Annotated in this window: 26 protein-coding genes; 19 read left to right on the plus strand and 7 right to left on the minus strand. The window is 32.7% G+C overall.

Features of this window, described 5'->3' with window-relative positions; genetic code table 11:
* Positions 1–9 precede the first annotated feature (9 nt).
* Together Q0772_RS13150 and Q0772_RS13155 are read left to right on the plus strand one after the other, a co-directional pair.
* Positions 10–651, plus strand: a complete 642-nt coding sequence (locus tag Q0772_RS13150; RefSeq protein WP_298345679.1) for a hypothetical protein — start codon at positions 10–12, stop codon at positions 649–651.
* A 193-nt stretch (positions 652–844) separates the two neighbouring features.
* A complete protein-coding gene (locus tag Q0772_RS13155) occupies positions 845–1,465 on the plus strand; it encodes an L-threonylcarbamoyladenylate synthase (protein ID WP_298345683.1) in 621 nt (206 codons plus the stop codon).
* Positions 1,466–1,937: 472 nt separating this feature from the next.
* Here the strand turns inward: Q0772_RS13155 and Q0772_RS13160 are convergent, their stop codons facing one another.
* The 5 genes from Q0772_RS13160 to Q0772_RS13180 all read right to left on the minus strand — a co-directional run bounded on the left by Q0772_RS13160 (position 1,938) and on the right by Q0772_RS13180 (position 7,321).
* Positions 1,938–2,873, minus strand: coding sequence for a BsuBI/PstI family type II restriction endonuclease (locus Q0772_RS13160; RefSeq protein WP_298345685.1), 936 nt, complete (start codon positions 2,871–2,873; stop codon positions 1,938–1,940).
* Positions 2,866–4,425 carry an N-6 DNA methylase gene (locus tag Q0772_RS13165; RefSeq protein WP_298345688.1) on the minus strand — a complete coding sequence of 520 codons (1,560 nt, stop codon included), beginning with the start codon at positions 4,423–4,425 and terminating at the stop codon, positions 2,866–2,868. The genes Q0772_RS13160 and Q0772_RS13165 overlap by 8 nt, the downstream gene beginning before the upstream one ends.
* Positions 4,426–4,952: 527 nt before the next feature.
* The gene (locus Q0772_RS13170; protein ID WP_298345690.1) at positions 4,953–5,792 is read right to left on the minus strand and encodes an OmpA family protein; all 840 of its coding nucleotides are present in this window, start codon (positions 5,790–5,792) and stop codon (positions 4,953–4,955) included.
* A 96-nt stretch (positions 5,793–5,888) separates the two neighbouring features.
* Positions 5,889–6,878, minus strand: coding sequence for a glycosyltransferase family 2 protein (locus Q0772_RS13175; RefSeq protein WP_298345693.1), 990 nt, complete (start codon positions 6,876–6,878; stop codon positions 5,889–5,891).
* Entirely contained in the window at positions 6,875–7,321 is a 447-nt protein-coding gene (locus Q0772_RS13180; RefSeq protein ID WP_298345696.1) for a type I restriction enzyme HsdR N-terminal domain-containing protein, read from the minus strand. Before Q0772_RS13180 ends, Q0772_RS13175 begins: the two co-directional genes overlap by 4 nt.
* A gap of 61 nt (positions 7,322–7,382) precedes the next feature.
* Here Q0772_RS13180 and holA point away from each other — a divergent pair, with 61 nt between their 5' ends.
* Both holA and Q0772_RS13190 read left to right on the plus strand, forming a co-directional pair.
* Positions 7,383–8,387: a DNA polymerase III subunit delta gene (gene holA, locus Q0772_RS13185; RefSeq protein ID WP_298345699.1), complete on the plus strand. Its 1,005-nt coding sequence runs from the start codon at positions 7,383–7,385 to the stop codon at positions 8,385–8,387.
* A 9-nt stretch (positions 8,388–8,396) separates the two neighbouring features.
* Entirely contained in the window at positions 8,397–9,062 is a 666-nt protein-coding gene (locus Q0772_RS13190) for a uracil-DNA glycosylase (protein ID WP_298345702.1), read from the plus strand.
* A 158-nt stretch (positions 9,063–9,220) separates the two neighbouring features.
* Here the strand turns inward: Q0772_RS13190 and Q0772_RS13195 are convergent, their stop codons facing one another.
* Positions 9,221–9,397: a hypothetical protein gene (locus Q0772_RS13195; RefSeq protein ID WP_298345705.1), complete on the minus strand. Its 177-nt coding sequence runs from the start codon at positions 9,395–9,397 to the stop codon at positions 9,221–9,223.
* Positions 9,398–9,742: 345 nt separating this feature from the next.
* On the opposite strand from Q0772_RS13195, the gene Q0772_RS13200 reads away from it, so the two are divergent.
* From Q0772_RS13200 to sppA, 9 genes are all read left to right on the plus strand, one after another.
* Positions 9,743–10,582, plus strand: coding sequence for a 1,4-dihydroxy-2-naphthoyl-CoA synthase (locus tag Q0772_RS13200; protein ID WP_298345708.1), 840 nt, complete (start codon positions 9,743–9,745; stop codon positions 10,580–10,582).
* The gene (menA, locus tag Q0772_RS13205) at positions 10,579–11,490 is read left to right on the plus strand and encodes a 1,4-dihydroxy-2-naphthoate octaprenyltransferase (RefSeq protein ID WP_366105761.1); all 912 of its coding nucleotides are present in this window, start codon (positions 10,579–10,581) and stop codon (positions 11,488–11,490) included. Before Q0772_RS13200 ends, menA begins: the two co-directional genes overlap by 4 nt.
* Before the next feature lie 37 nt (positions 11,491–11,527).
* On the plus strand, positions 11,528–12,211 hold the full coding sequence (locus Q0772_RS13210; protein ID WP_298345710.1) for a metal-dependent hydrolase: 684 nt from the start codon (positions 11,528–11,530) through the stop codon (positions 12,209–12,211).
* 115 nt (positions 12,212–12,326) lie between these two features.
* Positions 12,327–13,013 (plus strand): DUF2490 domain-containing protein, encoded by a 687-nt coding sequence (locus tag Q0772_RS13215; protein ID WP_298345713.1) that lies wholly within the window; start codon positions 12,327–12,329, stop codon positions 13,011–13,013.
* Between the two features lie 31 nt (positions 13,014–13,044).
* A complete protein-coding gene (locus tag Q0772_RS13220; RefSeq protein WP_298345717.1) occupies positions 13,045–13,806 on the plus strand; it encodes a carbonic anhydrase family protein in 762 nt (253 codons plus the stop codon).
* A gap of 108 nt (positions 13,807–13,914) precedes the next feature.
* Entirely contained in the window at positions 13,915–14,949 is a 1,035-nt protein-coding gene (locus Q0772_RS13225) for an o-succinylbenzoate synthase (RefSeq protein WP_298345720.1), read from the plus strand.
* Between the two features lies 1 nt (position 14,950).
* Complete coding sequence (locus Q0772_RS13230) at positions 14,951–15,913, plus strand: CPBP family intramembrane glutamic endopeptidase (RefSeq protein ID WP_298345723.1); 963 nt, start codon at positions 14,951–14,953, stop codon at positions 15,911–15,913.
* Positions 15,914–15,915: 2 nt separating this feature from the next.
* Positions 15,916–16,989 (plus strand): AMP-binding protein, encoded by a 1,074-nt coding sequence (locus Q0772_RS13235; RefSeq protein WP_298345726.1) that lies wholly within the window; start codon positions 15,916–15,918, stop codon positions 16,987–16,989.
* 27 nt (positions 16,990–17,016) lie between these two features.
* Positions 17,017–18,780 carry a signal peptide peptidase SppA gene (sppA, locus tag Q0772_RS13240; RefSeq protein WP_298345729.1) on the plus strand — a complete coding sequence of 588 codons (1,764 nt, stop codon included), beginning with the start codon at positions 17,017–17,019 and terminating at the stop codon, positions 18,778–18,780.
* A gap of 250 nt (positions 18,781–19,030) precedes the next feature.
* Here the strand turns inward: sppA and Q0772_RS13245 are convergent, their stop codons facing one another.
* Positions 19,031–20,674 carry a carboxyl transferase domain-containing protein gene (locus Q0772_RS13245; RefSeq protein ID WP_298345732.1) on the minus strand — a complete coding sequence of 548 codons (1,644 nt, stop codon included), beginning with the start codon at positions 20,672–20,674 and terminating at the stop codon, positions 19,031–19,033.
* 338 nt (positions 20,675–21,012) lie between these two features.
* On the opposite strand from Q0772_RS13245, the gene Q0772_RS13250 reads away from it, so the two are divergent.
* The 6 genes from Q0772_RS13250 to Q0772_RS13275 all read left to right on the plus strand — a co-directional run bounded on the left by Q0772_RS13250 (position 21,013) and on the right by Q0772_RS13275 (position 24,559).
* A complete protein-coding gene (locus Q0772_RS13250; protein ID WP_298345735.1) occupies positions 21,013–21,369 on the plus strand; it encodes a DoxX family protein in 357 nt (118 codons plus the stop codon).
* A gap of 73 nt (positions 21,370–21,442) precedes the next feature.
* Positions 21,443–21,973: an NAD(P)H-dependent oxidoreductase gene (locus Q0772_RS13255; RefSeq protein WP_298345738.1), complete on the plus strand. Its 531-nt coding sequence runs from the start codon at positions 21,443–21,445 to the stop codon at positions 21,971–21,973.
* Positions 21,974–21,986: 13 nt separating this feature from the next.
* Positions 21,987–22,424 (plus strand): MarR family transcriptional regulator, encoded by a 438-nt coding sequence (locus Q0772_RS13260; protein ID WP_298345740.1) that lies wholly within the window; start codon positions 21,987–21,989, stop codon positions 22,422–22,424.
* Between the two features lie 50 nt (positions 22,425–22,474).
* A complete protein-coding gene (locus tag Q0772_RS13265) occupies positions 22,475–23,347 on the plus strand; it encodes a pirin family protein (protein WP_298345743.1) in 873 nt (290 codons plus the stop codon).
* A gap of 208 nt (positions 23,348–23,555) precedes the next feature.
* Positions 23,556–24,272 (plus strand): pirin family protein, encoded by a 717-nt coding sequence (locus Q0772_RS13270; RefSeq protein WP_298345746.1) that lies wholly within the window; start codon positions 23,556–23,558, stop codon positions 24,270–24,272.
* A gap of 104 nt (positions 24,273–24,376) precedes the next feature.
* Positions 24,377–24,559 (plus strand): CAL67264 family membrane protein, encoded by a 183-nt coding sequence (locus tag Q0772_RS13275; protein ID WP_298345748.1) that lies wholly within the window; start codon positions 24,377–24,379, stop codon positions 24,557–24,559.
* Positions 24,560–24,607: the final 48 nt, after the last annotated feature.

Consider the following 24,607-nt stretch of genomic DNA (forward strand, 5'->3'; position numbering starts at 1 on the left):
TTAGATTTTATGAAAAACATTCTTTTAATACTTTCCGTTTTTAGTTTCAGTTTAACTTATGCGCAACGTGGTGGTGGTCAAGGAGGCGGAGCAATGGGCGCACAAAATCGTGGTGGAGGCCAACAGCAGCAACGTCAAGAAAGACCAAAATTCAATGCTTCAAAAATGGCTGGGGTGTTTAATTACGATATTGATCAGGCCATCAATAAAATAAAAATAAAGAAAAAAAATAAAGCTCTAATTGCTGGTGTAGGTTCAGAAATTTCAAAATACAATACTGCTATCAATGAAATTGCATTATTAAATAAAGAAAATTTTGATACGCTTAATGTGTATATGAATGATGTTATGAAGACCTTGCAAGTTAGCGGTGACAGAAGTAAAATGAAGGCTATTCGTGGTTCTGTTAGGGAGAAGTTACAACCCGTAAGGTTGTCTGTAATGCAAGAAGAGACAAAGCTTAATGAAAGTTTAACAATGTTATTGGATGAAAATCAATTAAGACGATGGAAGAACTATCAAAAAGAAATCAAAGCTGAGTTAAACCCAGGTAGAGCTAATAATCAAATGCGAGGTAATAATACAGGTAATAGACAAAGAGGGGGAGGTCAAGGTATGCAAGGCGGTGCTGGAGGAGGGCGAAGGCAATAATTACTTTTCTGCCGCAGTATAGCCTCTTAACTTAAAAGTGGTGTGTTCTCTTATATTACATACAAAACACTATACTTAGCCAAATATTTATAAAAGCTTTTTTTACTAGAGTTAAATTTTGAAGTGCAAACTTTAAGAATCTCATAAATTAAAGATATATTTACTTTATAACCTTGAGATGGAATAAATTAATATGGCTAGTTTTTTAAAAATTTATGAAGAGAATCCTAACCCCAGAGAAATAAGTAAGGTTGTTGAGGTTTTAAAAAAAGGCGGGTTAATTATTTATCCAACAGATACCGTATATGGTTTAGGTTGCGATATTACTAATATAAAAGCTCTAGAGCGTGTTGCTCGTATAAAGGGTGTAAAGTTAGAAAAGGCTAACTTCTCATTTATTTGTCACGATTTAAGTAATCTTAGCGATTATGTAAAGCAAATAGATACATCAGTATTTAAAATTTTAAAACGTGCACTTCCTGGGCCATATACCTTTATTCTTCCAGGATCAAAATCGTTACCAAACCCTTTTAAGAAAAAGAAAACTGTGGGGATAAGGGTGCCAGATAACAATATCGCTTTAGATATTGTAAAACAATTAGGCAACCCCATTATTTCAACCTCAATACGCGATGAAGATGAAGTTTTAGAATACACCACAGACCCCGAACTTATTTTAGAAAAATGGGCAGATTTAGTCGATTTAGTTATCGATGGCGGTTACGGCGATAATGAAGCATCTACAGTAATAGACCTCTCTGAAGACACACCTTTGGTACTAAGAGAAGGAAAAGGGAGTTTAGAGATTTTTTAGAATCATTTTGTGGGCGCTACCATCCCGATAGCTATCGGGAGGTCAGGCTTTCGCTAGTCGCTCTCTGCGAGGAGCTCCAACATACCGCTCAATCCTTAGCGCGGGTATATTAGCTGTTGTAGTTCTTAATTCAGAATAAAACGATTTTTTGAGAGGTTCGTTTAACGGTCTAGTATAAGAAAAGTAGGGTAGTTCTAAGCGATACTTTTCGGATTAAGCTAAAGCCGAATTTTTAAATTTTGTTATTTATCTTTTCTTGTTTTAAATATACCAAATTTAAAAATTTGGCGACTTCGCAAATACACACAGACCTTTCGGTTAAGCACTTTTTGCCCTATTTTTTTTATACATTGTTACCTGTAGTGCTTTTCCACAAACTTGCTAGCGTTGGCAGAAGACATACTCTTTTACAGTTTTGGTGGCGCTTTGGCTGGCGCGACTTGAAATGTGTATGGCTTTGAGCGTTGGCTTATTATCTTGGACCCATAAATCTGTCGCCATTAAAATGTATCATATGACTTGGCATCTCACAAATCCAAATTTCAGTTTCCCACGCAATTTTTTTCGACCATTTTTTGAATTCCTTAAAATCTGGAAAAGCAGTAACATATATTTTTCCAGCATCACAATTTTCAAGTAGTTCTTCTAATTCGTGAACTCTTTTCGGTGAAACTGGTCCGTGAGAAGTAACTGCTTCAATTAAATAAAGCCAATTCTTTTCACGATGATATAGAACCACATCAGGTAGTTTGCTATGTTGGTCAATTGGTATTCCAATTTCTGCCAAAGTTTTCTTATCGGTATAAAGGTCTTTTGTTTCTGTATCGCCTAAATATAGTAACTCACTTCCTTCTGCAAATTCAGGTAAAAACTGCTCAACTATTGCAGATTGAACTTCATTATGTTTTCCTGGTGATAATTTCAAAACTTTTCCATTTGGTAGCTTAACAGGAACTCGAGCTACAGCTTTGTTTTTTGCGTACTTTTTAGATAAATCGCCAACCGATGCTCTAAATTCAGTTGCATTTTCTTCCCAATTTTTCGAACCGAAAGTTTGAATAACTGCTAAAGCTTCTTTTGCAATACCATAATGTGCTCGTGGACTATTTACAGGAATAGTAGGGTCGTCTGGATTGTAATCTACAATTCTGGCTTGTATAAACTGATGAAGAACTTTTCTGCGAAATGTTTCTCTTGAGTTTGGTGCATAGTTCATATTATAAAAATCAGAACTGAATTTCATAACACCATTACTAACTCCAAGACTTATTTTTTCGGCATCTTTCCATTTGTCAGTTTCTTTAATATTACAAAGAGCTAAAAGTGTAACTGCCGACATTTCATTCTGCTGTGATTGTGGTAATCCTAAATCTTTTAGGATGATTTGGGCTTCTTCAATTTTATTCATTAACTGCTAAAATATTTTGTTCTAACCATTCGTCAACAATGGAATTTATTTTTTCTTCGGAAAAATTGTTTTGTTCGATAAGTATTGAACCAACTTTTCTTATTTGCTCAATAGTTGGAAATGGCATTAGTCGTATTTCTGTTGCACTAACATTTACGTTTCCATTAAAAGTCCTAAAATAGGTATCAAATACTTTAGAGTTTAAGATTGCCGAAATTCCAACAGCTTCATTTTCTTGAAGCTCTCCTTCAAGTCTGTAGATGTAATTGAGCTTATTTTCTATTCCTATGTAATCAGTATCGTTAAATCTCGAAAAGTACGGTGAAGCAATCAATCTACTTTTATCATCTTTAGAACTAAATCGTCTTAAAAACACATAGTTTTTATTGATAGTCAGCATTTTTTTTGAAACATCAGTTTTGTTTATGTACTGACTTTTATTAGCAATGAAATTTGGCCAATCGGCTTTCATTTTGGTAACGTTATGTAACCAATATAAAGGTGCAAGGAATACGGTTGTGTTTTCATAAGCATCAAATAAAAATTCTCTTGAACGAAATGAAACTACTGGACCTGTTGAAATCTGAATACCAAAGTCGATTAAATTGTTTTTCCAAGATTTGAATAATTGAATAACGTTTTCTTCATATTCTGTAGTTGGTAAATGAAGTATTTTTGCTTTTGATTTTAAATCAATCAAATCACTAATATCAAAAGTCTTTTGCAATGGTTCTTGAATATCTTTTAAGCCTTCTGATGTTGAGATTATTACTTCTGTAGAATTGTCTTTGTTTCCTTTTAAAATCAATGTTTCTTGCAAAACGCTATCTCTATCAAAAGTTTCACTTCGTGACTTGAAAAGATGAATAAAATTTAGATTTATGTTATTGAAAAAGTAATCTCTAAATGAATTGAAATATTGACCAGAAGAGAAGCTTCTTGGTATGATATAAATTAATTCGCCATTCTTTTTTAAGAGATTTACTGAAACAGCCAAAAAGAAAGAATAAATGTTAGGTTGCCCTTTTACTAAATTTTGTAAAAGCTTTACTCTTTTGTCGTCTTTTGCGAGTTTAAAATATGGTGGGTTTGAAATTATATAATCAAAACTTTCAATGTGGTTTTCCATTGAATTTGCCATATCTTCTATAAAATCACTTGTCAGAAGTGTGTAACTAAACTTTACACCTTTTTCTTTAGTCCATTTTTTCAAATGTTGTAAAGATTGTTCTGTATATGGAAAAAGTGTAATATCTGTTTCGTAAGCGACTAATTGAATTGAATTAATTTCAAATTCAATAAGGTTTTCTACGAGTGCACAAGTCAAAATCGCAGTTCCACAACCTGGGTCAAGAATAGTAATGTTTTTAGATTTTGGTTCGCTTGCAATACTTCCCATAAAATTGGAAATTGCAGTTGGTGTAAAAAATTGACCTTTTCCTTTTTTATGTTCTTTAGAAACAGTAGAAGTGTACTTAACTCCAAGTATATCAGCGTATTTACTTGGTAAAGTATCTGTGTTTTTTTCAATTTCTAAAGTCGTTTGCATCATTTCAAATTTACAAATTTAGTCGTGAGCGTTGGCAAAAAAACAGCTCTTTTATTTTTTAGCATTGGCAGAAGCGTTCGGCAAAAAATAAATGTGCTGTTTGAGCGTTGGCTTTTCAGCACGAACCTTAATGATAGCAGGGTTTTTTTGCATTACAGGTAATGCATAGATAAGTTTCCGTTTCAATACTGAAACAAGTTCAGCACTGGTGAAACTTATCGGTTGTTAAACGAAGGTAGTTGAATTTTTTTACAAATTCAAGTAATTGGCTTCAACCCTATTAGTAAATTTATAATGGAGTTTATAAGCCCGCGTTAAGGATAGAAACGGCATCCTTTTTTAAAATTTAACAAGCAATAATTTTTGGTTTAAAACTATAATTTAAAAGATTGCCACGTTGTGTACTCCTCGCAATTATGTTTAAAAAAGATATAGTGGATAGCCTGACCCCTTAGGGTAACGCCCAAAGTTTTAAAAACAAAAAAGCCCAACTTAGTAGTTGAGCTTTTTAAAATTATATTTTAAGATTACTAGTTATTACCAGCAGCTAAGTTTTTCATTTCTTTTTCAATCATGTCGTAAAACTGATCGATTTTTGGAAGCACAACAATACGTGTACGTCTGTTTTTTGCTCTGTTTTCAGCAGTATCATTATCAACTAAAGGTACAAACTCTGCACGACCTGCAGCTATAAGTTGTTTTGGGTTTACACCAAGCTCTTGTAATACTCTGATGATAGATGTAGAACGTTTTACACTTAAATCCCAGTTATCTATTAACGGCTCTTTGCTGTATGGTACATTATCTGTATGCCCTTCAACCATAGCTTCAAAATCTGGTTTACTGTTTACTACTTTAGCAACCTTAGCTAAAACCTCTTTAGCTCTTGTGGTTACATTGTAGCTTCCGCTTTTAAATAATAACTTATCAGCTATCGAGATAAAAACAACACCTTTTTCAACATTAACTTCAATGTCTGGGTCGTTAATACCAACTTCGCGTTTTAAGCTTGTTACTAAAGCTAATGTTACACTGTCTTTTTGAGTAAGTGCATCTTGTAAACGTGTTATTTTAAGTTCTTTTTCTTTAATGCTTTCTAATGTTTTTTCAACATTACTAGCGCCTTTGGCAGATAACACAGTTAGGTTGTCATTACTTTTACGTAAATCTGCTACTTGCTCTTCTAAAGCTGTGGCTCTTGCAGATGCAGAAGCTCTATCTTCTAAACAGGCATTTAATTTTACCGTTGCAGAGTTAAGTAAATCTTGAGTTTCTTTTTGTTTTGCTTGAAGGTCTGTGTATAATTTTTTAGACACACATGAACTTAAAAACAACATGGCAGATACACTAAGTAATAGAATTTTTTTCATGATTATTATTAAGGATTAATTTTTTCTAAAATACTAGCACAAAAGTATATAAAAATCAGTGTTTTTAAACATTTTAACAAAACTTTTACTAACGAGTTATAAACTTTTGTAATTCGTTTTTTTATTTACGAAATAATCGAACACGATAGATGCTCTTTGATAGTACTTAATTTTGCTTTTTAAGACCTTTCTTTGGTTTAATAGCCTGTTTAAATGCGAATAATAACTAAAATGTGCTTTTAAGATTGCTAAAGTGTGCTTAGGTTTAAATTCTAGTAGAAATTTTAAAGCAGCAATACCATCTAAAATAAGACGTATAAATACTTTTCCTAAAATAAACCCATTTGCGTTTTTAGTAAGTGTAAAGAGGCTATTTCTAAAATTTAAGAATGTTTTTTTGGGGTTTGTGTTTTTTAATGTAGCACCGCCAACATGATAGACTGTTGATGCACCTACATATTTTATATGGTAGCCATTGTTTTTTGCACGCCAACACAAATCTATTTCTTCCATGTGTGCAAAAAAGGATTCATCAAAACCATTTAGTGCTCTAAATAATTTTGCTCTAATAAATAAACAAGCACCCGAAGCCCAAAAGATTTCTGAGGTATCGTTGTATTGCCCTTGGTCTTTTTCTAAAGTGTTAAAAATTCGCCCTCTACAATACGGATATGCATATTTATCAATAAATCCGCCTGCGGCTCCTGCATATTCAAAATACATTTTGTTGTGGTAATCTAATATTTTGGGTTGAATAATAGCGGTACTGTCTTGGGTTTTAAAAGTTTTAATAACGGGTGTTAACCAATTAGGAGTCACTTCTACATCGCTATTTAAAAGACAAAATACATCGGCTTCAATATTTTTTAACGCATCATTATAGCCTTTTGCATAACCGCCATTTTCTTTGTTTTGAACAATAGTAATTGTAGGAAATGTGGTTTTTATGTAATTCACAGAGTCATCAGTGGAGGCATTATCTGCCACATAAATTGCTGCTTCTTTTGAGTGTTCAATAACAAAAGGTAAAAACTGTTCGAGTAGTTTTTTTCCATTCCAGTTTAATATGACGATGGCTACTTTCATTTAATATATTCTGGAATATCTTTTAAAAATTGATAGCGTTCATTCTCAAAATCCATTTGGCAATAATAATGATTTAATCCATTGGTTACCATAAGAAAAGCAGCATTTAACTCTAAATTATAACGCGCTATTTGATCGAATGTATTTTGATTAATACGTATTTTTGGCGCCTTACATTCTACGATGATATGAATACTACCATCTGAATTAAATACTACAATATCGTAGCGTTTTTTTAAACTATTTATAGTCAACTCTTTTTCAACATTAATTAAAGATTCTGGATAGCCCTTTTCTTGAATTAAGAATTGAACACAATGCTGACGCACCCATTCTTCTGGTTGTAAAACCACAAATTTTTTGCGAATACTATCGAAAATAGAAACTTTATTTTCGTTATTTTTGAATCGAAATGTGTATGTTGGAAAATTCAAATGCTGCACTTCACAAATTTATCATTATAATATCACATCAAGTGATTTTGAAAGAAATTTTTATTCTGATTTGGACGACGTCAAACAATTAGTTACCGACATTAAAAATAAAAACCTGAAACCTATCTATTTTTTGATGGGCGAGGAGCCTTACTATATTGATAAAATTTCCGATTTTATTGAAGCAACGGTATTAAATGAAGAAGAGCGTGGTTTTAATCAAATGATATTATATGGCAGAGATGTATCAGTAGAGGATGTAGTTGGTAATGCCAAAAGATTTCCTATGATGGCTGAACACCAAGTGGTTATTGTTAAGGAAGCTCAAGATTTATCGCGAACCATTGAAAAGCTTGCTAGTTACGCTGATAATCCACAAACATCTACAGTTTTAGTAATAAATTATAAGTACAAAAAAATAGATAAGCGTAAGGCTTTGTATAAAGCACTAAAGAAAACAGGTGTTGTTTATGAAAGCAAAAAGCTTTATGAAAATCAAGTTGCCGATTGGATTCGTAGAATATTATCTCCAAAAAAATATACGATATCGCCAAAAGCCGCTCAAATGCTAGTTGAGTTTTTAGGCACAGATTTGAGTAAAATAAATAACGAGCTAGAAAAACTTCAAATTATTTTACCCGAGGGTACTCAAATATCACCAGATCATATTGAAGAAAATATAGGTATTAGTAAAGACTATAATAATTTTGAGTTACGAAAAGCAATTGGAGAACGCAATACGGTTAAAGCTTATAAAATTGTTAATTATTTTGCTGATAATCCAAAAGATAACCCAATGGTTGTTACGGTATCGCTTCTGTTTAACTTCTTTTCGCAATTACTTCATTTTCATGGATTAAAGGATAAGTCGCCTAGAAGTGTTGCTTCTGCTTTAAGAATTAACCCGTATTTTGTTAATGAATATATTAGTGCTGCTAGAAACTTTCCAATGCGAAAAGTAAGTGCTGTGGTTTCAACACTTAGAGAATTTGATGTAAAGAGTAAAGGTGTTGGCTCAAATGCTGTTCCTCAAGGTGATTTACTTAAAGAGTTGTTAGTACGAATATTTAATTAGAAATATTATATGGATGTTAATATTCATGAAAGCTGGAAGCCATATTTGGAAGAAGAATTCAATAAGCCTTATTTTTCAGATTTAGCAAAGTTTGTAAAGTCTGAATATAAAAGCCATGAATGTTTTCCCCCAGGAAATCAAATATTCAATGCTTTTAATCATTGTCATTTTAATGACTGTAGAGTAGTTATTATAGGTCAAGATCCTTATCACGGACCAAAACAAGCCAATGGTTTATGTTTTTCAGTAAATAATGGTGTGTCTCATCCGCCTTCTCTTATTAATATTTTTAAAGAAATTGAAACAGATTTAGGTATTCCATATCCAAAAAGTGGAAACTTATTACGTTGGGCAGATCAAGGCGTATTATTACTAAATGCAACTCTTACAGTTAGAGCGCATCAAGCTGGAAGCCACCAAAAAAGAGGATGGGAGGTTTTTACCGATGCCGTTATTAAAACAATCAGCAATAGAAAGGAAAATGTTGTATTTCTATTGTGGGGAGGTTATGCTAAGAAGAAAGTAAAGTTAATTGATGAGAGCAAGCACAAGGTATTTACTTCGGGGCATCCTTCACCATTAAGTGCTAATAGAGGTTATTGGTTTGGTAATATGGCGTTTAGTAAAACCAATGAATGGTTGAAAAGCCAAGGACAGAAATCAATAAACTGGTAATTGCTTACCGATTCTTATTCCTGATACTTACGTGTAAAAGAAAAAATAGTGCAAAAGTTATTGACGCAACTAAAAAAGCTAGATAAAGCATATTAAACAATATTTATTTTGAATCTATATGTAAGACACAAAATAATAGTGAAGTCACTTTAATTTATTTAACTACCAGTAGGCGCTAATGTTTGCGATGCAGTTGGCATTGTAATACGTGTTCTTAAAACAACAGGTTTTTTATCAATTTTTGACGACTTAACCGTTTTATTACAACTAAATTTTAGCAGAAGTAAATTGATAATTATAAGTCCAGAAAGAATTAGAGTAATTGTTAATAACATAGGCGATTGGGATTAAAAGTTCGACAAAATACATTTTTATTCGATAAAAAACAAATTTTTATCAATAACATGTTAATATCTGGTTTTATTATTACAAAATTAGTAAATATTATATTACATACAATACGTACTTATACCTATTTTGTATTTTTGTGGTATCTTCAATTTGATACTTAAAAAATAGTTAAAGCATAAATATCCACTATCTTTTTTATGTGTTTTTTAATCAAAAAAAGTGATTTTTGATATTTATATGATTAGAATGGTTTTATTTTGCTTAAAAAGTTTTGATATGAAACCGTTTGTTTAATGAAATAGATATATTTTTGAATAAAAAGAACTAGTATGAATCAACCTGAATGGGTCGTTGTTAAAGAATACACAGACATTACTTATAAAAAGAGTAATGGAGTTGCAAGAATAGCATTTAATAGGCCTAATGTTAGAAATGCATTTCGTCCTCAAACTACGAGTGAACTATATGATGCATTTTATGATGCAAATGAAGATGTTAATATTGGAGTAGTATTATTATCTGCTGAAGGACCATCGACTAAAGATGGCATCTATTCATTTTGTAGCGGAGGTGATCAAAAAGCAAGAGGTCATCAAGGTTATGTAGGAGAAGATGGTTATCATCGTTTAAACATTTTAGAAGTCCAAAGATTAATTCGTTTTATGCCTAAAGCTGTAATTGCTGTGGTTCCAGGTTGGGCCGTTGGTGGTGGACATAGTTTACATGTTGTTTGCGATTTAACACTAGCTAGTAAAGAACATGCTATTTTTAAGCAAACTGATGCAGACGTTACAAGTTTTGATGGAGGCTATGGTTCTGCTTATTTAGCAAAAATGGTGGGGCAAAAAAAAGCTAGAGAAATATTTTTCTTAGGTAGAAATTATTCTGCACAAGAAGCTTACGAGATGGGGATGGTTAATGCTGTAATTCCTCATGAAGCATTAGAAAGTACTGCTTACGAATGGGCACAAGAAATATTAGCTAAATCGCCAACGTCTATAAAAATGTTGAAATTTGCAATGAATTTGACAGACGATGGTATGGTAGGGCAACAAGTATTTGCTGGTGAAGCCACGCGTTTGGCTTATATGACCGATGAAGCAAAAGAAGGTAGAGATGCCTTTTTAGAAAAGCGTAAACCTAATTTTGATAAAAAATGGATTCCATGATGCAGAGTATAAATATTTGGATATCTGCAATGCGTTTAAGAACCTTGCCTTTATCAATTGCGGGTGTGGTTTTGGCGTCTTGTTTTGCCTATTATAATAGTGCTTTTTCATGGGAAATTTTTTCTTTAGCTATTTTAACTACAGTTAGTTTTCAAATTCTTTCTAATCTTGCTAATGATTATGGAGATGGACTAAAGGGTACTGATAATAATGAGCGTATAGGTCCAGAACGAGCTCTTCAATCTGGAAAAATATCATCAGAAGAGTTACTTAATGGTATTAAATTGAATATAGTAATATCAATTGGTCTGGCTATAACACTAATTCACTCTGCATTTGGAGTAAAGCATTTTTATTTTACTTTGTTCTTCTTTGTCTTAGGAATTGGTGCTATAATTGCAGCTATTCGTTATACTATGGGAACCAATGCCTATGGCTATAAAGGGTTAGGGGATGTTTTTGTTTTCGTTTTTTTTGGATTTGTTAGCGTTATTGGTTCTTACGTTTTATATACTAAAAAGCTTGACCATGTTACTTTTTTACCAGCTTTTACAATAGGTCTCTTAAGTACAGCAGTGCTTAACTTAAACAATATGAGAGATAGGTTAACTGATGAAAAATCTCGTAAATTTACTTTAGCTGTTAAATTAGGTGAGGCAAAAGTAAAAATCTACCATAACATGCTGGTAGTAGGAGCTATCGTGTTTTCTGGACTCTTTGGATTGCTATATTTTACTTCAATATATAATTTAATTTTTTGTGTTACTTACATCCCTCTACTTCTTCACTTAAAAAGAGTCAACAAAATAACGGATCCTAAATTATTTGATCCTGAACTAAAGAAACTAGCTTTAACAACAGTTTTAATAGCTACATTAATGGGAATTGGACATTTACTACCATTTTAGTAAATTTACTTAATAACATATTTTACCTTAATAACAGATGCAAATTACATTCTACGGTCATGCGAGTCTTGGTATTCAAATAGATAATATCAATATAATAGTAGATCCATTTATAACAGGAAATCCTAAAGCTTCTGAAATCGATATAAATACTTTAGCAGCAGATTATATAATGGTTACACATGCACATCAAGATCATATATTGGATGTTGAGAGTATAGCCAAAAGAACAGGAGCAAAGATAATCTCTAACTTCGAAATTGTTTCGTATTATGAAAAGTTAGGTATTGCAGGTCATCCTATGAATCATGGTGGTCAGTGGAATTTTGATTTTGGCAACGTACGATATGTGAATGCTATACATACATCCTCTTTCCCAGATGGTAGTTATGGAGGGCAACCAGGAGGGTTTGTTATAAAAACAAAACGTAAAGCGATATATATTGCTGGTGATACGGCTTTAACATATGATATGAAATTAATTCCGAAAGCCTATAAATACGATTTAGACTTAGCAATTTTACCTATAGGTGATAACTTTACAATGGGAGTTAATGATGCTATGATAGCATCAGATTTTTTAAAATGTGATAATATACTTGGTTATCATTATGATACCTTTGGCTATATAGAAATTGACTCAGTTAATGCAAAAGCAAAATTTGATGCAGAGTTAAAATCGCTTACCTTACTGAAAATTGGCCAATCTATAGAGATTTAATGATTTAAATCCTTTATTTAATTTATCTATTTCTTTATAAAGAAAAGAAATAGAGACTAATTTATTCTAAGATTTAATAGTATTACTTTTACAATAGAGATTAAAACAATTAAAAATGAAATACAAACTATTATTATTCGTTGCTTTGTCAAGCTTGTTTTGCCAAGGACAAATAGATCAATCAAAAACAGGTGCATGGTATATGTACTTTTTTAATAAACAGTTTGAAAATAATCGATTTGGAATACAAGGAGATTTACAATATCGAAACTGGAATACTATTGGTGATTTAGAACAGCTTTTAGTAAGAACAGGTTTAACTTACACACCAAAAGATTCAAACGTACTACTAACATTGGGATACGCTAATATTACAACTGGAACTTTTGGTGACAGTAATGATACAACAAGCGAAAATAGAATTTACCAAGAAGCTCTTCTTCCTCAACGTCTGTTAAATCGAGTTTTATTAACACATAGGTTTAGGTATGAGCAGCGATTTGTAGAAAATCAAGATTTTAGAACACGTTACAGGTATAATTTATTTATAAACATTCCTTTTAATAAAAAGGATTTAACTAAAGATGCCATTTATGCAGCTTTCTACAATGAGCTTTTTATCAATGGACAAACCAATATAGGAAATAATCAATCCGTAGAATTATTTGATAGAAATAGAACATATCTAGGTCTGGGTTATGTTTTAAAACCAGGACAAAGATTCCAGTTAGGTTGGATGAATCAAAAAACGGTTAATTGGGGTAAAGGGCAATTGCAGTTAAGTTTTCATCATAATTTTTAAAATTTAATATTAACCTTTAATATAAATAGCTATGAAAAAGAGTTTACAAACAATGTTTATGGTATTAATATGCCTTAGTTTTATTTCTTGTGAAGAAAACAAAAAAGATGTAGTATCTGAATCTAAAATTGTAGAGCCAGAAATTGAACAATCAGCTGTTAAAAGTATACTTACAGCAGAGGAGCAAGCTAATATGTCGCCAGATGAGATTATTGGGCGCTTAAAAAAAGGTAATGAAAACTTCATGACTAATAATTTAACACGTCGCGATCATTCTGCACAACGAAGAAAAGCCACAATAGGGCAATATCCAAAAGCTATCGTGCTATCTTGTGTAGATAGTAGGGTACCTGTAGAAGATGTTTTTGATTTAGGTATCGGAGATATTTTTGTTGCAAGGGTAGCAGGAAATATTGAAAATAAAGATATTGTAGGTTCTATGGAGTTTGCTACGGCTGTTGCAGGATCAAAACTAGTTATAGTTATGGGGCATACAGCCTGTGGAGCAGTTAAACATGCTATTGATAATACAGATGCAGCTTCAATGAACATGAATGCTTTAAACGATTTGTTAAACGAGATAAAGCCATCAGTAGAAGCCACGGAGAAAAACGGAGAAGTATCTTCTAAAAATATAGCCTTTACTAATAGTGTTATTCAAAACAATGCTATACAAACTGTGGAGGATATTAGAAAAAGATCACCAAAAATGGCACAATTGGAGAATGAAGGGCAAATAAAAATTGTAGCAGCCGTTTACAATATGGAAAGCGGTAAAGTTAATTTTATTTAGCAATAATCATTGCCAATAGAGCTTTTAATTACAAATATATAAAAGGGTGCTTTATAACTTGAAAAGGCACCTTTTTTTATTAGTAATGTGTATTTTTATAACCAAATTATGAAAGCATCTTACCAAAAGTATTCTCTTAACTTCAAACAACCTAGTGGTACTTCTCGTGGTGTTCTAAAAACAAAGGAAACTTGGTTTGTTTTTTTAGAATTAAATGGAAAGCAAGGTATAGGCGAATGTGGTCTATTCAGAGGTTTATCTATTGATGATACTCCAGAATACGAAGATACATTAAAATGGACTTGTACAAATATTCATTTAGGCCTTGAGACTTTACTTGAAAAATTAATCGAGTTTCCCAGTATTCAATTTGGGTTAGAAACAGCTTTTAAATCACTTGAAAATGATAATGCTTTTAACATATTTACTTCAAAATTTACAAAAGGAGAAGATTCAATCCCTATAAACGGTTTAATATGGATGGGAAGCGAAACCTTTATGAAGACTCAAATTGCAGATAAAATAGAGAATGGTTTCAATTGTATTAAGATGAAAATAGGTGCTATAGATTTTGAAAGAGAAATAAATCTTTTAAAATCTATAAGAAAACAATTTTCATCGACAGATATTGAGTTGCGAGTTGATGCTAATGGTGCTTTTTGTGCTTCTGAAGCTTTAGAAAAATTAAAAGTATTGTCGGATTTAGATTTGCATTCTATAGAGCAACCCATAAAACAAGGGCAAATTAATGAAATGGCTTCGCTTTGTGAAAAAACCCCTCTGCCAATTGCTTTAGATGAAGAATTAATTGGAGTTTTTGATGTAACAAAAAAACAAGAATTGTTACAAACTATCAAACCACAATTTATTATTTTGAAGCCTAGTTTGGTTGGTGGGTTTACAGGTAGTGATGAATGGATAAAATTTGCAGAAAGCCAAAATATTGGCTGGTGGATAACAAGTGCTTTGGAAAGTAATGTTGGATTAAATGCTATTGCTCAATATACTTATATTAAAGAGACTAAAATGCCACAAGGTTTAGGAACAGGAGGTTTGTTTACTAATAATTTTGAAAGTCCATTAAAAGTAAAAAATGGTACATTGCAGTATAGAAAAAATACGAATTGGAAATTTAATTTATAATATGGGTTACATACAACAAGCTTATAAAGGTTTATATGATATTTGGAGATATTTAGTTGGTGTTGTTATTGTGTTTTTTTCGTGGCAATTAGTTGGTATGATTCCGCTTCTGGCTATGTTAGCAATGAAAATTTTTGGAGACAGTTCTGTAAATATGCCAACTGATATTCCTCAAATGATTGATATACTTGGAAGTAATTTATTTCTTTTTCTAATGTTATTGTCATTTGTTTTTGGTTTAATTGGCGTGTTTATTTCTTCAAAAGTATTACATAAACAATCAATAACCCGTCTAACTACAGTTAGGGAAAAAATAGATTGGAAACGTTTTTGGTTTATATTCATTTTATGGGGGGTGGTGTCAAGTAGTTTTGTACTCATAGATTATTACATGACTCCTGAAGATTATGAGTTGAATTTTAAACTTCAGCCCTTTTTAATTCTTGCAGCTATTGCAATCTTGTTAATACCATTACAAACAAGTTTTGAAGAGTATTTTTTCAGAGGGTATTTAATGCAAGGTTTGGGAGTGCTCTTTAAAAATAAGTGGTTGCCACTGCTTATTACATCGGTGGGTTTTGGTTTAATGCACATCGCAAATCCAGAAGTAGATAAGTTAGGACCAGTTATTATGGTATATTACATCGGAACAGGTTTGTTTCTTGGTATTATAACACTTATGGATGATGGCTTGGAACTGGCATTAGGCTTTCATGCAGCCAACAACTTATTTACGGCGCTTTTAGTTACAGCAGATTGGACGGCTTTTCAAACAGATTCTGTACTAAAAGATTTATCAGACCCCTCAGAAATGGGATTAGTAGAAATATTTGTTCCAGTATTTGTCGTGTTTCCAATCCTGATTTTTATACTTACTAAAAAATATAAATGGACCAATTGGAAAGATAAACTTTTGGGACCAGTTATTGAACCACCAAAAGAAGATTACAAAATATTAGAATAAATATGACACCAAATTACACAAACGTACACCGAAAATTTAAGTTAGATGGTTTAAGCTACAAGTACAATGATCTTATGGAAATAGCTTATAGCTATGTAAAAGAAGGCTTGCCTTATCAGCAGGAACTCGGTAACTTTCTTTTAGATTGGTTAGATGCAAAAGATTATGTAATTGTAAAAACATCAGGTTCTACAGGAAGGCCAAAAAAAATAAAAATTAAAAAACAAGCTATGGTAAATTCGGCTATAGCAACAGGAGATTTTTTTAATTTAAAGCCAGGTAGTAAAATATTACATTGCTTGCCTTCAAATTTTATTGCTGGTAAAATGATGATTGTCAGAGCTATAATTTTAGGATTAGAATTAGATATGGTAGAACCTGCAGTTCAGCCTCTAATTGATTACGAAAAAGACTATGAGTTTTGTGCTTTTACTCCAATGCAGCTCAAGTTTTTTGCCAAATACTTAAAAAACATAAAAACTGTAATTGTTGGTGGAGGAAGGGTTTCTAAGTCAATAGTTGATTTAATAAAAGACAAGAAACCTAATGTCTATGAAACGTATGGAATGACAGAAACAGTTTCCCATATTGCTATTAAAAAACTTAATAATTTTAAAGGACAAGTAGGCGAAACATACTTTACAACACTTCCTGAAATCATAGTTTCTAAAGACGAAAGAGGTTGCTTGGTTATTGATGCACCTAATTTAGCAAATGATAAAATTGTAACGAATGATATTGTAAATATCATTTCTGATAAAAGCTTTGAATGGTTAGGACGTTTTGATAATGTAGTTAACTCTGGAGGTATAAAATTATTTCCTGAGCAAATTGAAAGTAAACTTCAAGATAAAATTAATGGAGAATTCTTTTTAGCATCTAGACCTGATGATACTCTAGGAGAAAAGCTCATTTTGGTTATTGAAAGTAAAAGTAATCATCTAGATGAATCTATTTTTGATGATTTAGATAAATATGAAAAACCAAAAGAGATTCACGCGATACCAAGATTTAAAGAAACAAAATCAGGTAAAATTCATCGCAAAAAAACCTTGGAAGCATTAAATATTATTTAACATCTTTCAATATAGATTAAAAATACTATGAGTTTTATAAAACGTGTACTCTCAACAGTAACAGGGATTTTTGTATTCCTAATAATTTGTTTCTTTGGATTAATAATTCTTGGAGCTCTATTTGGAGGGACTTCAGAAGAGTTAGTAGAAGTAAAGCCAAATTCTGTTTTAAATTTAAAATTAGATTTCCCAATACAAGATTATGCAGGTAAAACTATTTACAAGGAATATCCCTTTTTAAATGAAGATAAGAAAAATGGATTATTCAATTTAGTGAATGCTATAAAATACGCTAAAACCGATGATAAAATAAAAGGCATTTCTATAGAAAATAATTTTATTATGGCAGGTATATCACAAACCAAAACGTTACGTGATGCTTTGCTAGATTTTAAAGATTCAGGAAAGTTTATTGTGGCATACGCTGATATTTACACACAAAAAGATTATTACTTAAGTTCTGTTGCTGATACGGTTTATATTAACCCCGTTGGGATGATGGAATTTAAAGGCTTATATACTGAAAGATTATATTTTAAAGATTTTCAAGAAAAATCTGGAGTAAAAATGGAAGTGGTGCGCCATGGAAAATACAAAAGTGCAGTAGAGCCATTTCTAGAAAATGAGATGAGTGATAACAATCGTCAGCAAATTTCAGTATATCTAAATGGACTTTGGTCAGAAATTAAAAAAGAAGTTTCAGAAGCTAGAAATATTCCAGTAGAGCGATTAGATATAATTGCAGATAGCTTATTGGCAAGAACACCAAACTTGGCTGTGAAATCAAATTTGGTTGATAAAATTGCATATCATGATGAATATATAAATGGTTTAAAAAACGCGGTTGGTATTACTACAGGCAAAAAATTGCATCATGTTTCTGTTGAAGATTATGCGCAACATGTAGCACCTAAACTAAAATCATATTCTAGTAAAAATAAAATTGCAGTCATTTATGCTGAGGGAGATATTATTTATGGAGAAGGTGAAATAGGAGTTGTAGGACACATCACTATGAATGAGTCTATTAAGAAAGCTAGAGATGATGAAAGGGTTAAAGCAATAGTATTACGAGTGAATTCTCCAGGAGGAAGCGCTTTGGCGAGTGAATTGATTTGGCGAGAAATAGAGTTAACTAAAAAAGTAAAACCTGTTATTGTGTCTATGGGAGATTTGGCAGCTTCTGGTGGTTATTATATTGCAACCAATGCTGATAAAGTTATCGCTGAATCTACAACTATTACTGGAAGTATAGGTGTGTTTGGAACTTTACCAAACTTTAAAAACTTAGCAGATAATATGGGTATTAATGCAGAACAAGTGGTTACCAATACTAATGCAGTGACATACAGTGTTTTTGAACCTTTAAATGAGAATCAATATAAATATATAAAAGAAGGCGTTATTGATGTGTATAGCTTGTTTACAAAGCGAGTAGCAGAAGGACGTAATCTTACCGCTGAACAAGTTGAGGAAATAGCCCAAGGAAGAGTTTGGATTGGAAATGATGCTTTAGAAAGGGGGTTAGTGGACGAATTAGGCGGTTTAGATCTGGCTCTAAAATATGCTGCAGAAGCAGCTGAAATTGACGACTATAAAATCAGGGAATATCCAGTGTTCGAAAAGAATCTAGATGAAATGTTAGAAACCTTTGGACTAGCGAAAGCCAAAGAACAAATTTTAGCTGAAGAACTTGGAGACGAAAACTATAAATTGATTAAAGAAGTGAAACGCTTATCACAGAAAAAAGGTGTACAGTTATTATTTCCTTTTAGTACTGAGATAAAGTAACTATTTCCTGCGTAAGTAGGAATCTCAAAATAAATTAAAGAGGCTTTTTTTATTGAAGCCTCTTTTTTTGTGTCTTCACTCAATAAAAAGATAGCTTCACTCATTATTGGTTTTTTGAATAAGTATTAGGTTATAATTTTAATGAAGTGCCATCAAACGTTTCTTCAGTAAAAGGAGAAAAAAAGAAAAATAACGCTATAGTATTAACAGCAATAAGTCTATTACCAGAAATCATTTCAGTTTTAAAAAACTAAACCTGTAAAATACCTAAATTAAATGGTTTTTCAATAGGAGCGTGGTTAGCCGCTTCAATACCCATACTTATCCAGGTTCTAGTATCTAGCGGATTTATAATAGCATCGGTCCAAATTCTAGCAGCAGCATAATAGGGCGATACTTGGTTATCATAGCGGTCTTTAATTTTATTAAATAATTCTTCTTCCTTTTCAGGCGTAATTTTTTCGCCCTGTTTTTGCAGCGAAGCTTTTTCAATTTGTAGTAATACTTTAGCAGCAGAATTTCCGCTCATTACGGCAAGTTCTGCACTAGGCCATGCAAAAATCAATCGTGGGTCGTAAGCTTTACCACACATGGCGTAGTTGCCAGCACCATAACTGTTACCAATAATAACGGTGAATTTTGGTACAACCGAGTTACTAACCGCATTTACCATTTTAGCACCATCTTTTATAATACCAGAATGTTCACTTTTACTACCCACCATAAACCCTGTAACATCTTGTAAAAACACTAAAGGGATTTTCTTCTGGTTACAATTCGCAATAAACCGCGTAGCTTTATCAGCAGAGTCATTATAAATCACACCACCAAATTGCATTTCAGTTGGTTTCGTTTTAGAGCCCGTAGTTTTTACCAGTTTACGTTGGTTAGCAACAATACCAACAGCCCAACCATCAATACGTGCGTAACACGTAATAATGGTTTGTCCGTAACCCGCTTTATATTCTTCGTATTCAGAGTTATCAACCAAACGTTTTATAATCTCATACATATCATATTGGTCCGCGCGACTTTTAGGTAAAATGCCAAAAATATCCTCTGGGTTATCACTAGGTTTTTTAGCGTTAATTCTATTAAAACCAGCTTTGTCGTAATCTCCAATTTTATCAACAATAGTTTTAATTTTATCTAGCGCATCCTTGTCATCTTTCGCTTTATAATCAGTCACACCAGAAATTTCGCAGTGTGTTGTAGCACCGCCTAAGGTTTCATTATCAATACTTTCACCAATAGCAGCTTTTACCAAGTAACTACCTGCTAAAAAAATACTCCCTGTTTTATCCACAATTAAAGCCTCGTCACTCATAATAGGCAAATACGCACCACCAGCAACACAACTTCCCATAACAGCCGCTATTTGAGTAATACCCATACTACTCATTTTAGCGTTGTTTCTAAAAATGCGTCCAAAATGCTCCTTATCAGGAAAAATTTCGTCTTGCATTGGTAAATACACCCCAGCAGAATCTACTAAATAAATAATGGGTAGTCGGTTTTCAATGGCCAATTCTTGCGCCCTAAGGTTCTTCTTCCCCGTAATAGGAAACCAAGCACCAGCCTTAACCGTCGCATCATTGGCAACAACAATACACTGTTTGCCTTTAATGTAACCTATTTTAACAACCACACCGCCCGATGGGCAGCCACCATGCTCTTTATACATGTCTTCACCAGCAAACGCACCAATTTCTATCGCATTCGCCTTTTGGTCTAACAAATAGTCTATACGCTCTCTAGCAGTAAGTTTGCCTTTACTATGTAGTTTTTCAATACGCGATTTCCCACCGCCTAAACTCACTTTTGCTAGTCGTTTATTAAGCTCAGAAACCAAAAGTTTATTATGATCTTCATTTTTATTGAAGTTAATGTCCATAGATGTATTTATTTGTACACGAAGTTACAAAACCATTTTTGCTCCTAAAAGCTATTAATTTTAAAAAATACAATATTAATTAGGGCGTTACCCACAAGGGGGCGGGCTTTCACTACTCAATCCCTCCTGCGTCGGGGATTTCAAACATGCCGTTCAATCCCTAACGCGGGTATAGCAACTATCAAAAGGTCTAAACTATAATCAGTTACCTTTTGCAAAATAGCGTTTTATAACAGTTCATAAGCAACAAAATCGTCAAAATAAATAACATGGAAATATATTCCTTGGAATATAAATTTATTTTACGTAGTTTTGTCATCTAATTAAAAACAATCAAAATGAAAACAAATAAAATAATCTATTATGTAGCAACAGTTTTATTAACAGCTGTAATGCTATTTTCGGTAAGTATGTACTTTTTTCAGCATGATATGATAAAAGGAGCATTTCAAAGTTTTGGGTATCCTACATATATAATATATCCATATGCTATTATAAAACTATTAGGTTTAGTAGCTTTATGGATGCCTGGGTATAACACATTAAAAGAGTGGGCGTATGCAGGTTTCTTTTATGCTTTTGTTTTAGCATTTTTTGCACACTACATGGTTGGCGATGGACAACAAGGAACAGCAGTGGTAGCTTTAATAGCATTAGCAGTATCTTATATTTTTTATAAAAGAACCAACGCTTAATTTGTTTAGCGTTAATGATTACATGAATGGTAATCATAATAATGAGTAGAATTAATATATTTGAAATAAAAACATGAAAAAAATAATAGCATTCGCAGGTACTAACAGTAAAACCTCAATAAATAAAGAACTAGCAATTTATGCATCTAGCTTAGTTGAAGATGTATCAGTAGATATATTAGATTTAAACGATTTTGAATTACCTATTTATGGTATCGATTTAGAAAACGAAAAAGGTATTCCAGATAATGCCAAAACATTTTTAGCGCACATTAAATCGTCTGACGGTATTATATTATCTCTTGCTGAGCATAATGGCGCTTATGCCACCGTGTTTAAAAATATATTTGACTGGATGTCTAGAATAGATGGCAAACTTTGGAGTGAAAAACCAATGCTTTTAATGGCAACCTCTCCAGGCGCTAGAGGAGGAGCCACAGTTTTAGACGTAGCCAAAGGGCGTTTTCCTTTTATGGGAGGTAATATAGTTGCAGATTTTAGTTTTCCATCATTTTTTGATAATTTTTCAGACGGAAAAATAACAAATACGGAGTTGAATACTGTTTTAAAAAACAAAGCAAAAACTTTTACAGAAGCACTATAATCGTATTACACGCATGGGAGATATTTCAAAAGACATAAAATCTAAGTTTGCAAACAACAAAGTAAAAGCGATGTTAAACATCATTTACACCGCTAATTGGATAAATAGTATTCATAACGAATTTTTTAAAACTTTTGGTGTATCGCCACAACAGTTTAATATTTTAAGAATTCTTCGTGGTGCTGGAGCACCCCTTAAAGTTCAAGAGATAAAGGCGCGCATGCTAGAACGTGCACCAAATGCCACAAGGCTTATGGACAAACTTTGTGATAAACAATTAATTCAACGTTTACCATGTCCTGGAGACAGACGCGTTGTACATATTGAAATTACAGAAGTTGGTTTATCATTATTAAAAGAAATAGAGGCAGATTTAAAAGATGATTTATTAGATAATTTATCTGAAGAGGAAGCTGCTACGTTAAGCAATCTTTTAGATAAAATAAGATAAAAAAATTTAAATTAATAGTTTCCATGGAAACTATTAAAAACGAAAATATTATGAAGCTAAATACAATAAAAAGCATAGGAAGAAGTGATTTTGTAAATATGGGTCCAATTCAACTAAGGCAACCCATACCCACACGAACTATTGATAATATCGATCCGTTTATACTATTGCATCATTACGGTCCTTATGAGATTTCAGAACAAAACAATCCGTTTGATTTAGGGCCACATCCGCATCGCGGGTTCGAACCAATTACCTTTTTAATTCAAGGTGAACAATTGCATAGAGACTCGCTAGGAAACGAAAGTGTGGTAAACGCTGGTGATGTACAATGGACAACAGCGGGTAGAGGTATTATTCATGCTGAAGCACCAACAAAAAGCTTTGTGCAAAAAGGAGGAATTTTAGAAGGGATTCAATTATGGTTGAACTTACCTGCGGAGAAGAAAATGATGGAAGCCAATTATCAACATGTCGCTAACGACGATTTTAGAGTAGTTTCGTCCGATGACGGTAAAGTAAACATCCAAATTATAGCAGGAGAATTGGATGGTGTTTACGGAAGGATAAAAACCCAAACTGCGGTGAATGCTTTTATGATAGATGTTGAAGACGATGGGTATTTTGATATTAAAGTACCAAAAACACATCAATCTACCGTGTATTTATTAAAAGGTGATGTTTTGGTTAATGCTACAGAAAGCTTAAAGTTAAATGAAAATCAGTTAATTGAATTTAATCAAGATGGCGAAGGGTTTTCCATTAAAGGCAATGCAGCAAACAGCAAGGTGTTGTTTCTTTCGGGCGTACCTAATAACGAACGCGTAACCACTTACGGTCCGTATGTAATGAACACACAAACTGAAATTATGGAGGCCATGCGCGATTATCAAATGGGGAAAATGGGGTTTCTAGCCCCCTAAAGCAAACCCCTAACTCCATAACCTGTAAGGTTTTTGAAACCTTGTAGGTTTGAAAAAGTATGAGTAAGTATTCCCCTCCTTGGAGGGGCTAGGGGTGGGTTTGGAGAATGATCTTAAAGAAGAATGAAAATTTGAGTAAAAATTTAAAAATAAAGTTTAATTAAAAAGAAAGTCCCTCCTTTGGAGGGATTCAGGGAGGCTTATTATTATGAAAACAATAATTCACAAAGCAGATACAAGAGGGTATGCAGATCACGGTTGGTTAAAATCGCACCATACATTTAGTTTTTCAAGCTATCAAAATGCAGAACGTATGAATTTTGGAAAACTAAGAGTGCTAAATGACGATGTAGTACAACCCAAAATGGGTTTTGGAACGCATCCGCACCAAAATATGGAGATTATTTCCATTCCACTAAAAGGCGCATTATCGCATAAAGATAGCATGGGAAATAAACGTGCGATTGAAGTTGGTGAAGTACAAGTGATGAGCGCTGGAACAGGATTGACACATTCTGAATTTAACGACAGTCAAACAGATACTGTTAACTTTTTACAGTTATGGATTATTCCAGAGCAAACAGGTGTTGCACCCAATTACGAACAGCGAAATTTTGACGTTTTAGAAAGCAAAAATAAGCTGCAAACTGTAGTATCTCCAAAGGATAAGCTAGTGGATAATGCCTTACCAATTAGTCAGCAGGCTTATATTTATAGAACGGATTTGGAAGCGAGTAAATCGGTTACCTTAAGTCCTAAAGATGCAAATAACGGGTTTTATGTTTTTATTGTGGATGGTGCAGTTGAAGTTGAAGAACATACCTTGCATACACGAGATGCTATTGGGGTTTGGGATGTTGAAGCCCTTGTTGTAACTGCCACTAAAAACACTGAGGTTATTGTAATTGAAGTACCAATGGATTAAGAATTAAGAGCAATTAATAGTGAAAAAGCATCTAGAAATAGATGTTTTTTTTGTTTAAAACCACGATATTTGCTTTTCAACTAACCAAAAAAAAAGAAAAGATTATGGCGATGAATAAAAATACAGTACTAGCATGGGCAACAATTTTAATGATTATTATGGGTGTTGCACTTATTTTAATGGGGGCTTACAGATATCATGAGGTTGCTGGATGGGGTTTTGCTACCGTGGGTATTGGTTTTTTTGCAATAGCATGGGTGTTTAATGCTTTAAAAGGACGGGTTTAAAAATTTTAAATTCACGATTGATGATTTCAGTATTTTAAAAGAGCTTAA

Origin of the sequence: uncultured Algibacter sp. (assembly GCF_947490405.1) — a bacterium.
In the GTDB taxonomy this organism is placed as follows: domain Bacteria; phylum Bacteroidota; class Bacteroidia; order Flavobacteriales; family Flavobacteriaceae; genus Algibacter_B.

What these genes read in the sequence shown, in the direction of transcription:
- Q0772_RS13165 (WP_298345688.1), bottom strand. Translation starts at nt 4,425, where the DNA reads ATGATGCAAACGACTTTAGAAATTGAAAAAAACACAGATACTTTACCA.
- Q0772_RS13245 (WP_298345732.1), bottom strand. Translation starts at nt 20,674, where the DNA reads ATGGACATTAACTTCAATAAAAATGAAGATCATAATAAACTTTTGGTT.
- Q0772_RS13215 (WP_298345713.1), top strand. Translation starts at nt 12,327, where the DNA reads ATGAAATACAAACTATTATTATTCGTTGCTTTGTCAAGCTTGTTTTGC.
- Q0772_RS13175 (WP_298345693.1), bottom strand. Translation starts at nt 6,878, where the DNA reads ATGAAAGTAGCCATCGTCATATTAAACTGGAATGGAAAAAAACTACTC.
- menA (WP_366105761.1), top strand. Translation starts at nt 10,579, where the DNA reads ATGATGCAGAGTATAAATATTTGGATATCTGCAATGCGTTTAAGAACC.
- Q0772_RS13250 (WP_298345735.1), top strand. Translation starts at nt 21,013, where the DNA reads ATGAAAACAAATAAAATAATCTATTATGTAGCAACAGTTTTATTAACA.
- Q0772_RS13225 (WP_298345720.1), top strand. Translation starts at nt 13,915, where the DNA reads ATGAAAGCATCTTACCAAAAGTATTCTCTTAACTTCAAACAACCTAGT.
- Q0772_RS13265 (WP_298345743.1), top strand. Translation starts at nt 22,475, where the DNA reads ATGAAGCTAAATACAATAAAAAGCATAGGAAGAAGTGATTTTGTAAAT.
- Q0772_RS13235 (WP_298345726.1), top strand. Translation starts at nt 15,916, where the DNA reads ATGACACCAAATTACACAAACGTACACCGAAAATTTAAGTTAGATGGT.
- Q0772_RS13270 (WP_298345746.1), top strand. Translation starts at nt 23,556, where the DNA reads ATGAAAACAATAATTCACAAAGCAGATACAAGAGGGTATGCAGATCAC.
- Q0772_RS13230 (WP_298345723.1), top strand. Translation starts at nt 14,951, where the DNA reads ATGGGTTACATACAACAAGCTTATAAAGGTTTATATGATATTTGGAGA.
- Q0772_RS13150 (WP_298345679.1), top strand. Translation starts at nt 10, where the DNA reads ATGAAAAACATTCTTTTAATACTTTCCGTTTTTAGTTTCAGTTTAACT.
- sppA (WP_298345729.1), top strand. Translation starts at nt 17,017, where the DNA reads ATGAGTTTTATAAAACGTGTACTCTCAACAGTAACAGGGATTTTTGTA.
- Q0772_RS13160 (WP_298345685.1), bottom strand. Translation starts at nt 2,873, where the DNA reads ATGAATAAAATTGAAGAAGCCCAAATCATCCTAAAAGATTTAGGATTA.
- Q0772_RS13210 (WP_298345710.1), top strand. Translation starts at nt 11,528, where the DNA reads ATGCAAATTACATTCTACGGTCATGCGAGTCTTGGTATTCAAATAGAT.
- Q0772_RS13170 (WP_298345690.1), bottom strand. Translation starts at nt 5,792, where the DNA reads ATGAAAAAAATTCTATTACTTAGTGTATCTGCCATGTTGTTTTTAAGT.
- Q0772_RS13260 (WP_298345740.1), top strand. Translation starts at nt 21,987, where the DNA reads ATGGGAGATATTTCAAAAGACATAAAATCTAAGTTTGCAAACAACAAA.
- Q0772_RS13255 (WP_298345738.1), top strand. Translation starts at nt 21,443, where the DNA reads ATGAAAAAAATAATAGCATTCGCAGGTACTAACAGTAAAACCTCAATA.
- Q0772_RS13275 (WP_298345748.1), top strand. Translation starts at nt 24,377, where the DNA reads ATGGCGATGAATAAAAATACAGTACTAGCATGGGCAACAATTTTAATG.
- Q0772_RS13190 (WP_298345702.1), top strand. Translation starts at nt 8,397, where the DNA reads ATGGATGTTAATATTCATGAAAGCTGGAAGCCATATTTGGAAGAAGAA.
- Q0772_RS13195 (WP_298345705.1), bottom strand. Translation starts at nt 9,397, where the DNA reads ATGTTATTAACAATTACTCTAATTCTTTCTGGACTTATAATTATCAAT.
- Q0772_RS13220 (WP_298345717.1), top strand. Translation starts at nt 13,045, where the DNA reads ATGAAAAAGAGTTTACAAACAATGTTTATGGTATTAATATGCCTTAGT.
- Q0772_RS13200 (WP_298345708.1), top strand. Translation starts at nt 9,743, where the DNA reads ATGAATCAACCTGAATGGGTCGTTGTTAAAGAATACACAGACATTACT.
- Q0772_RS13155 (WP_298345683.1), top strand. Translation starts at nt 845, where the DNA reads ATGGCTAGTTTTTTAAAAATTTATGAAGAGAATCCTAACCCCAGAGAA.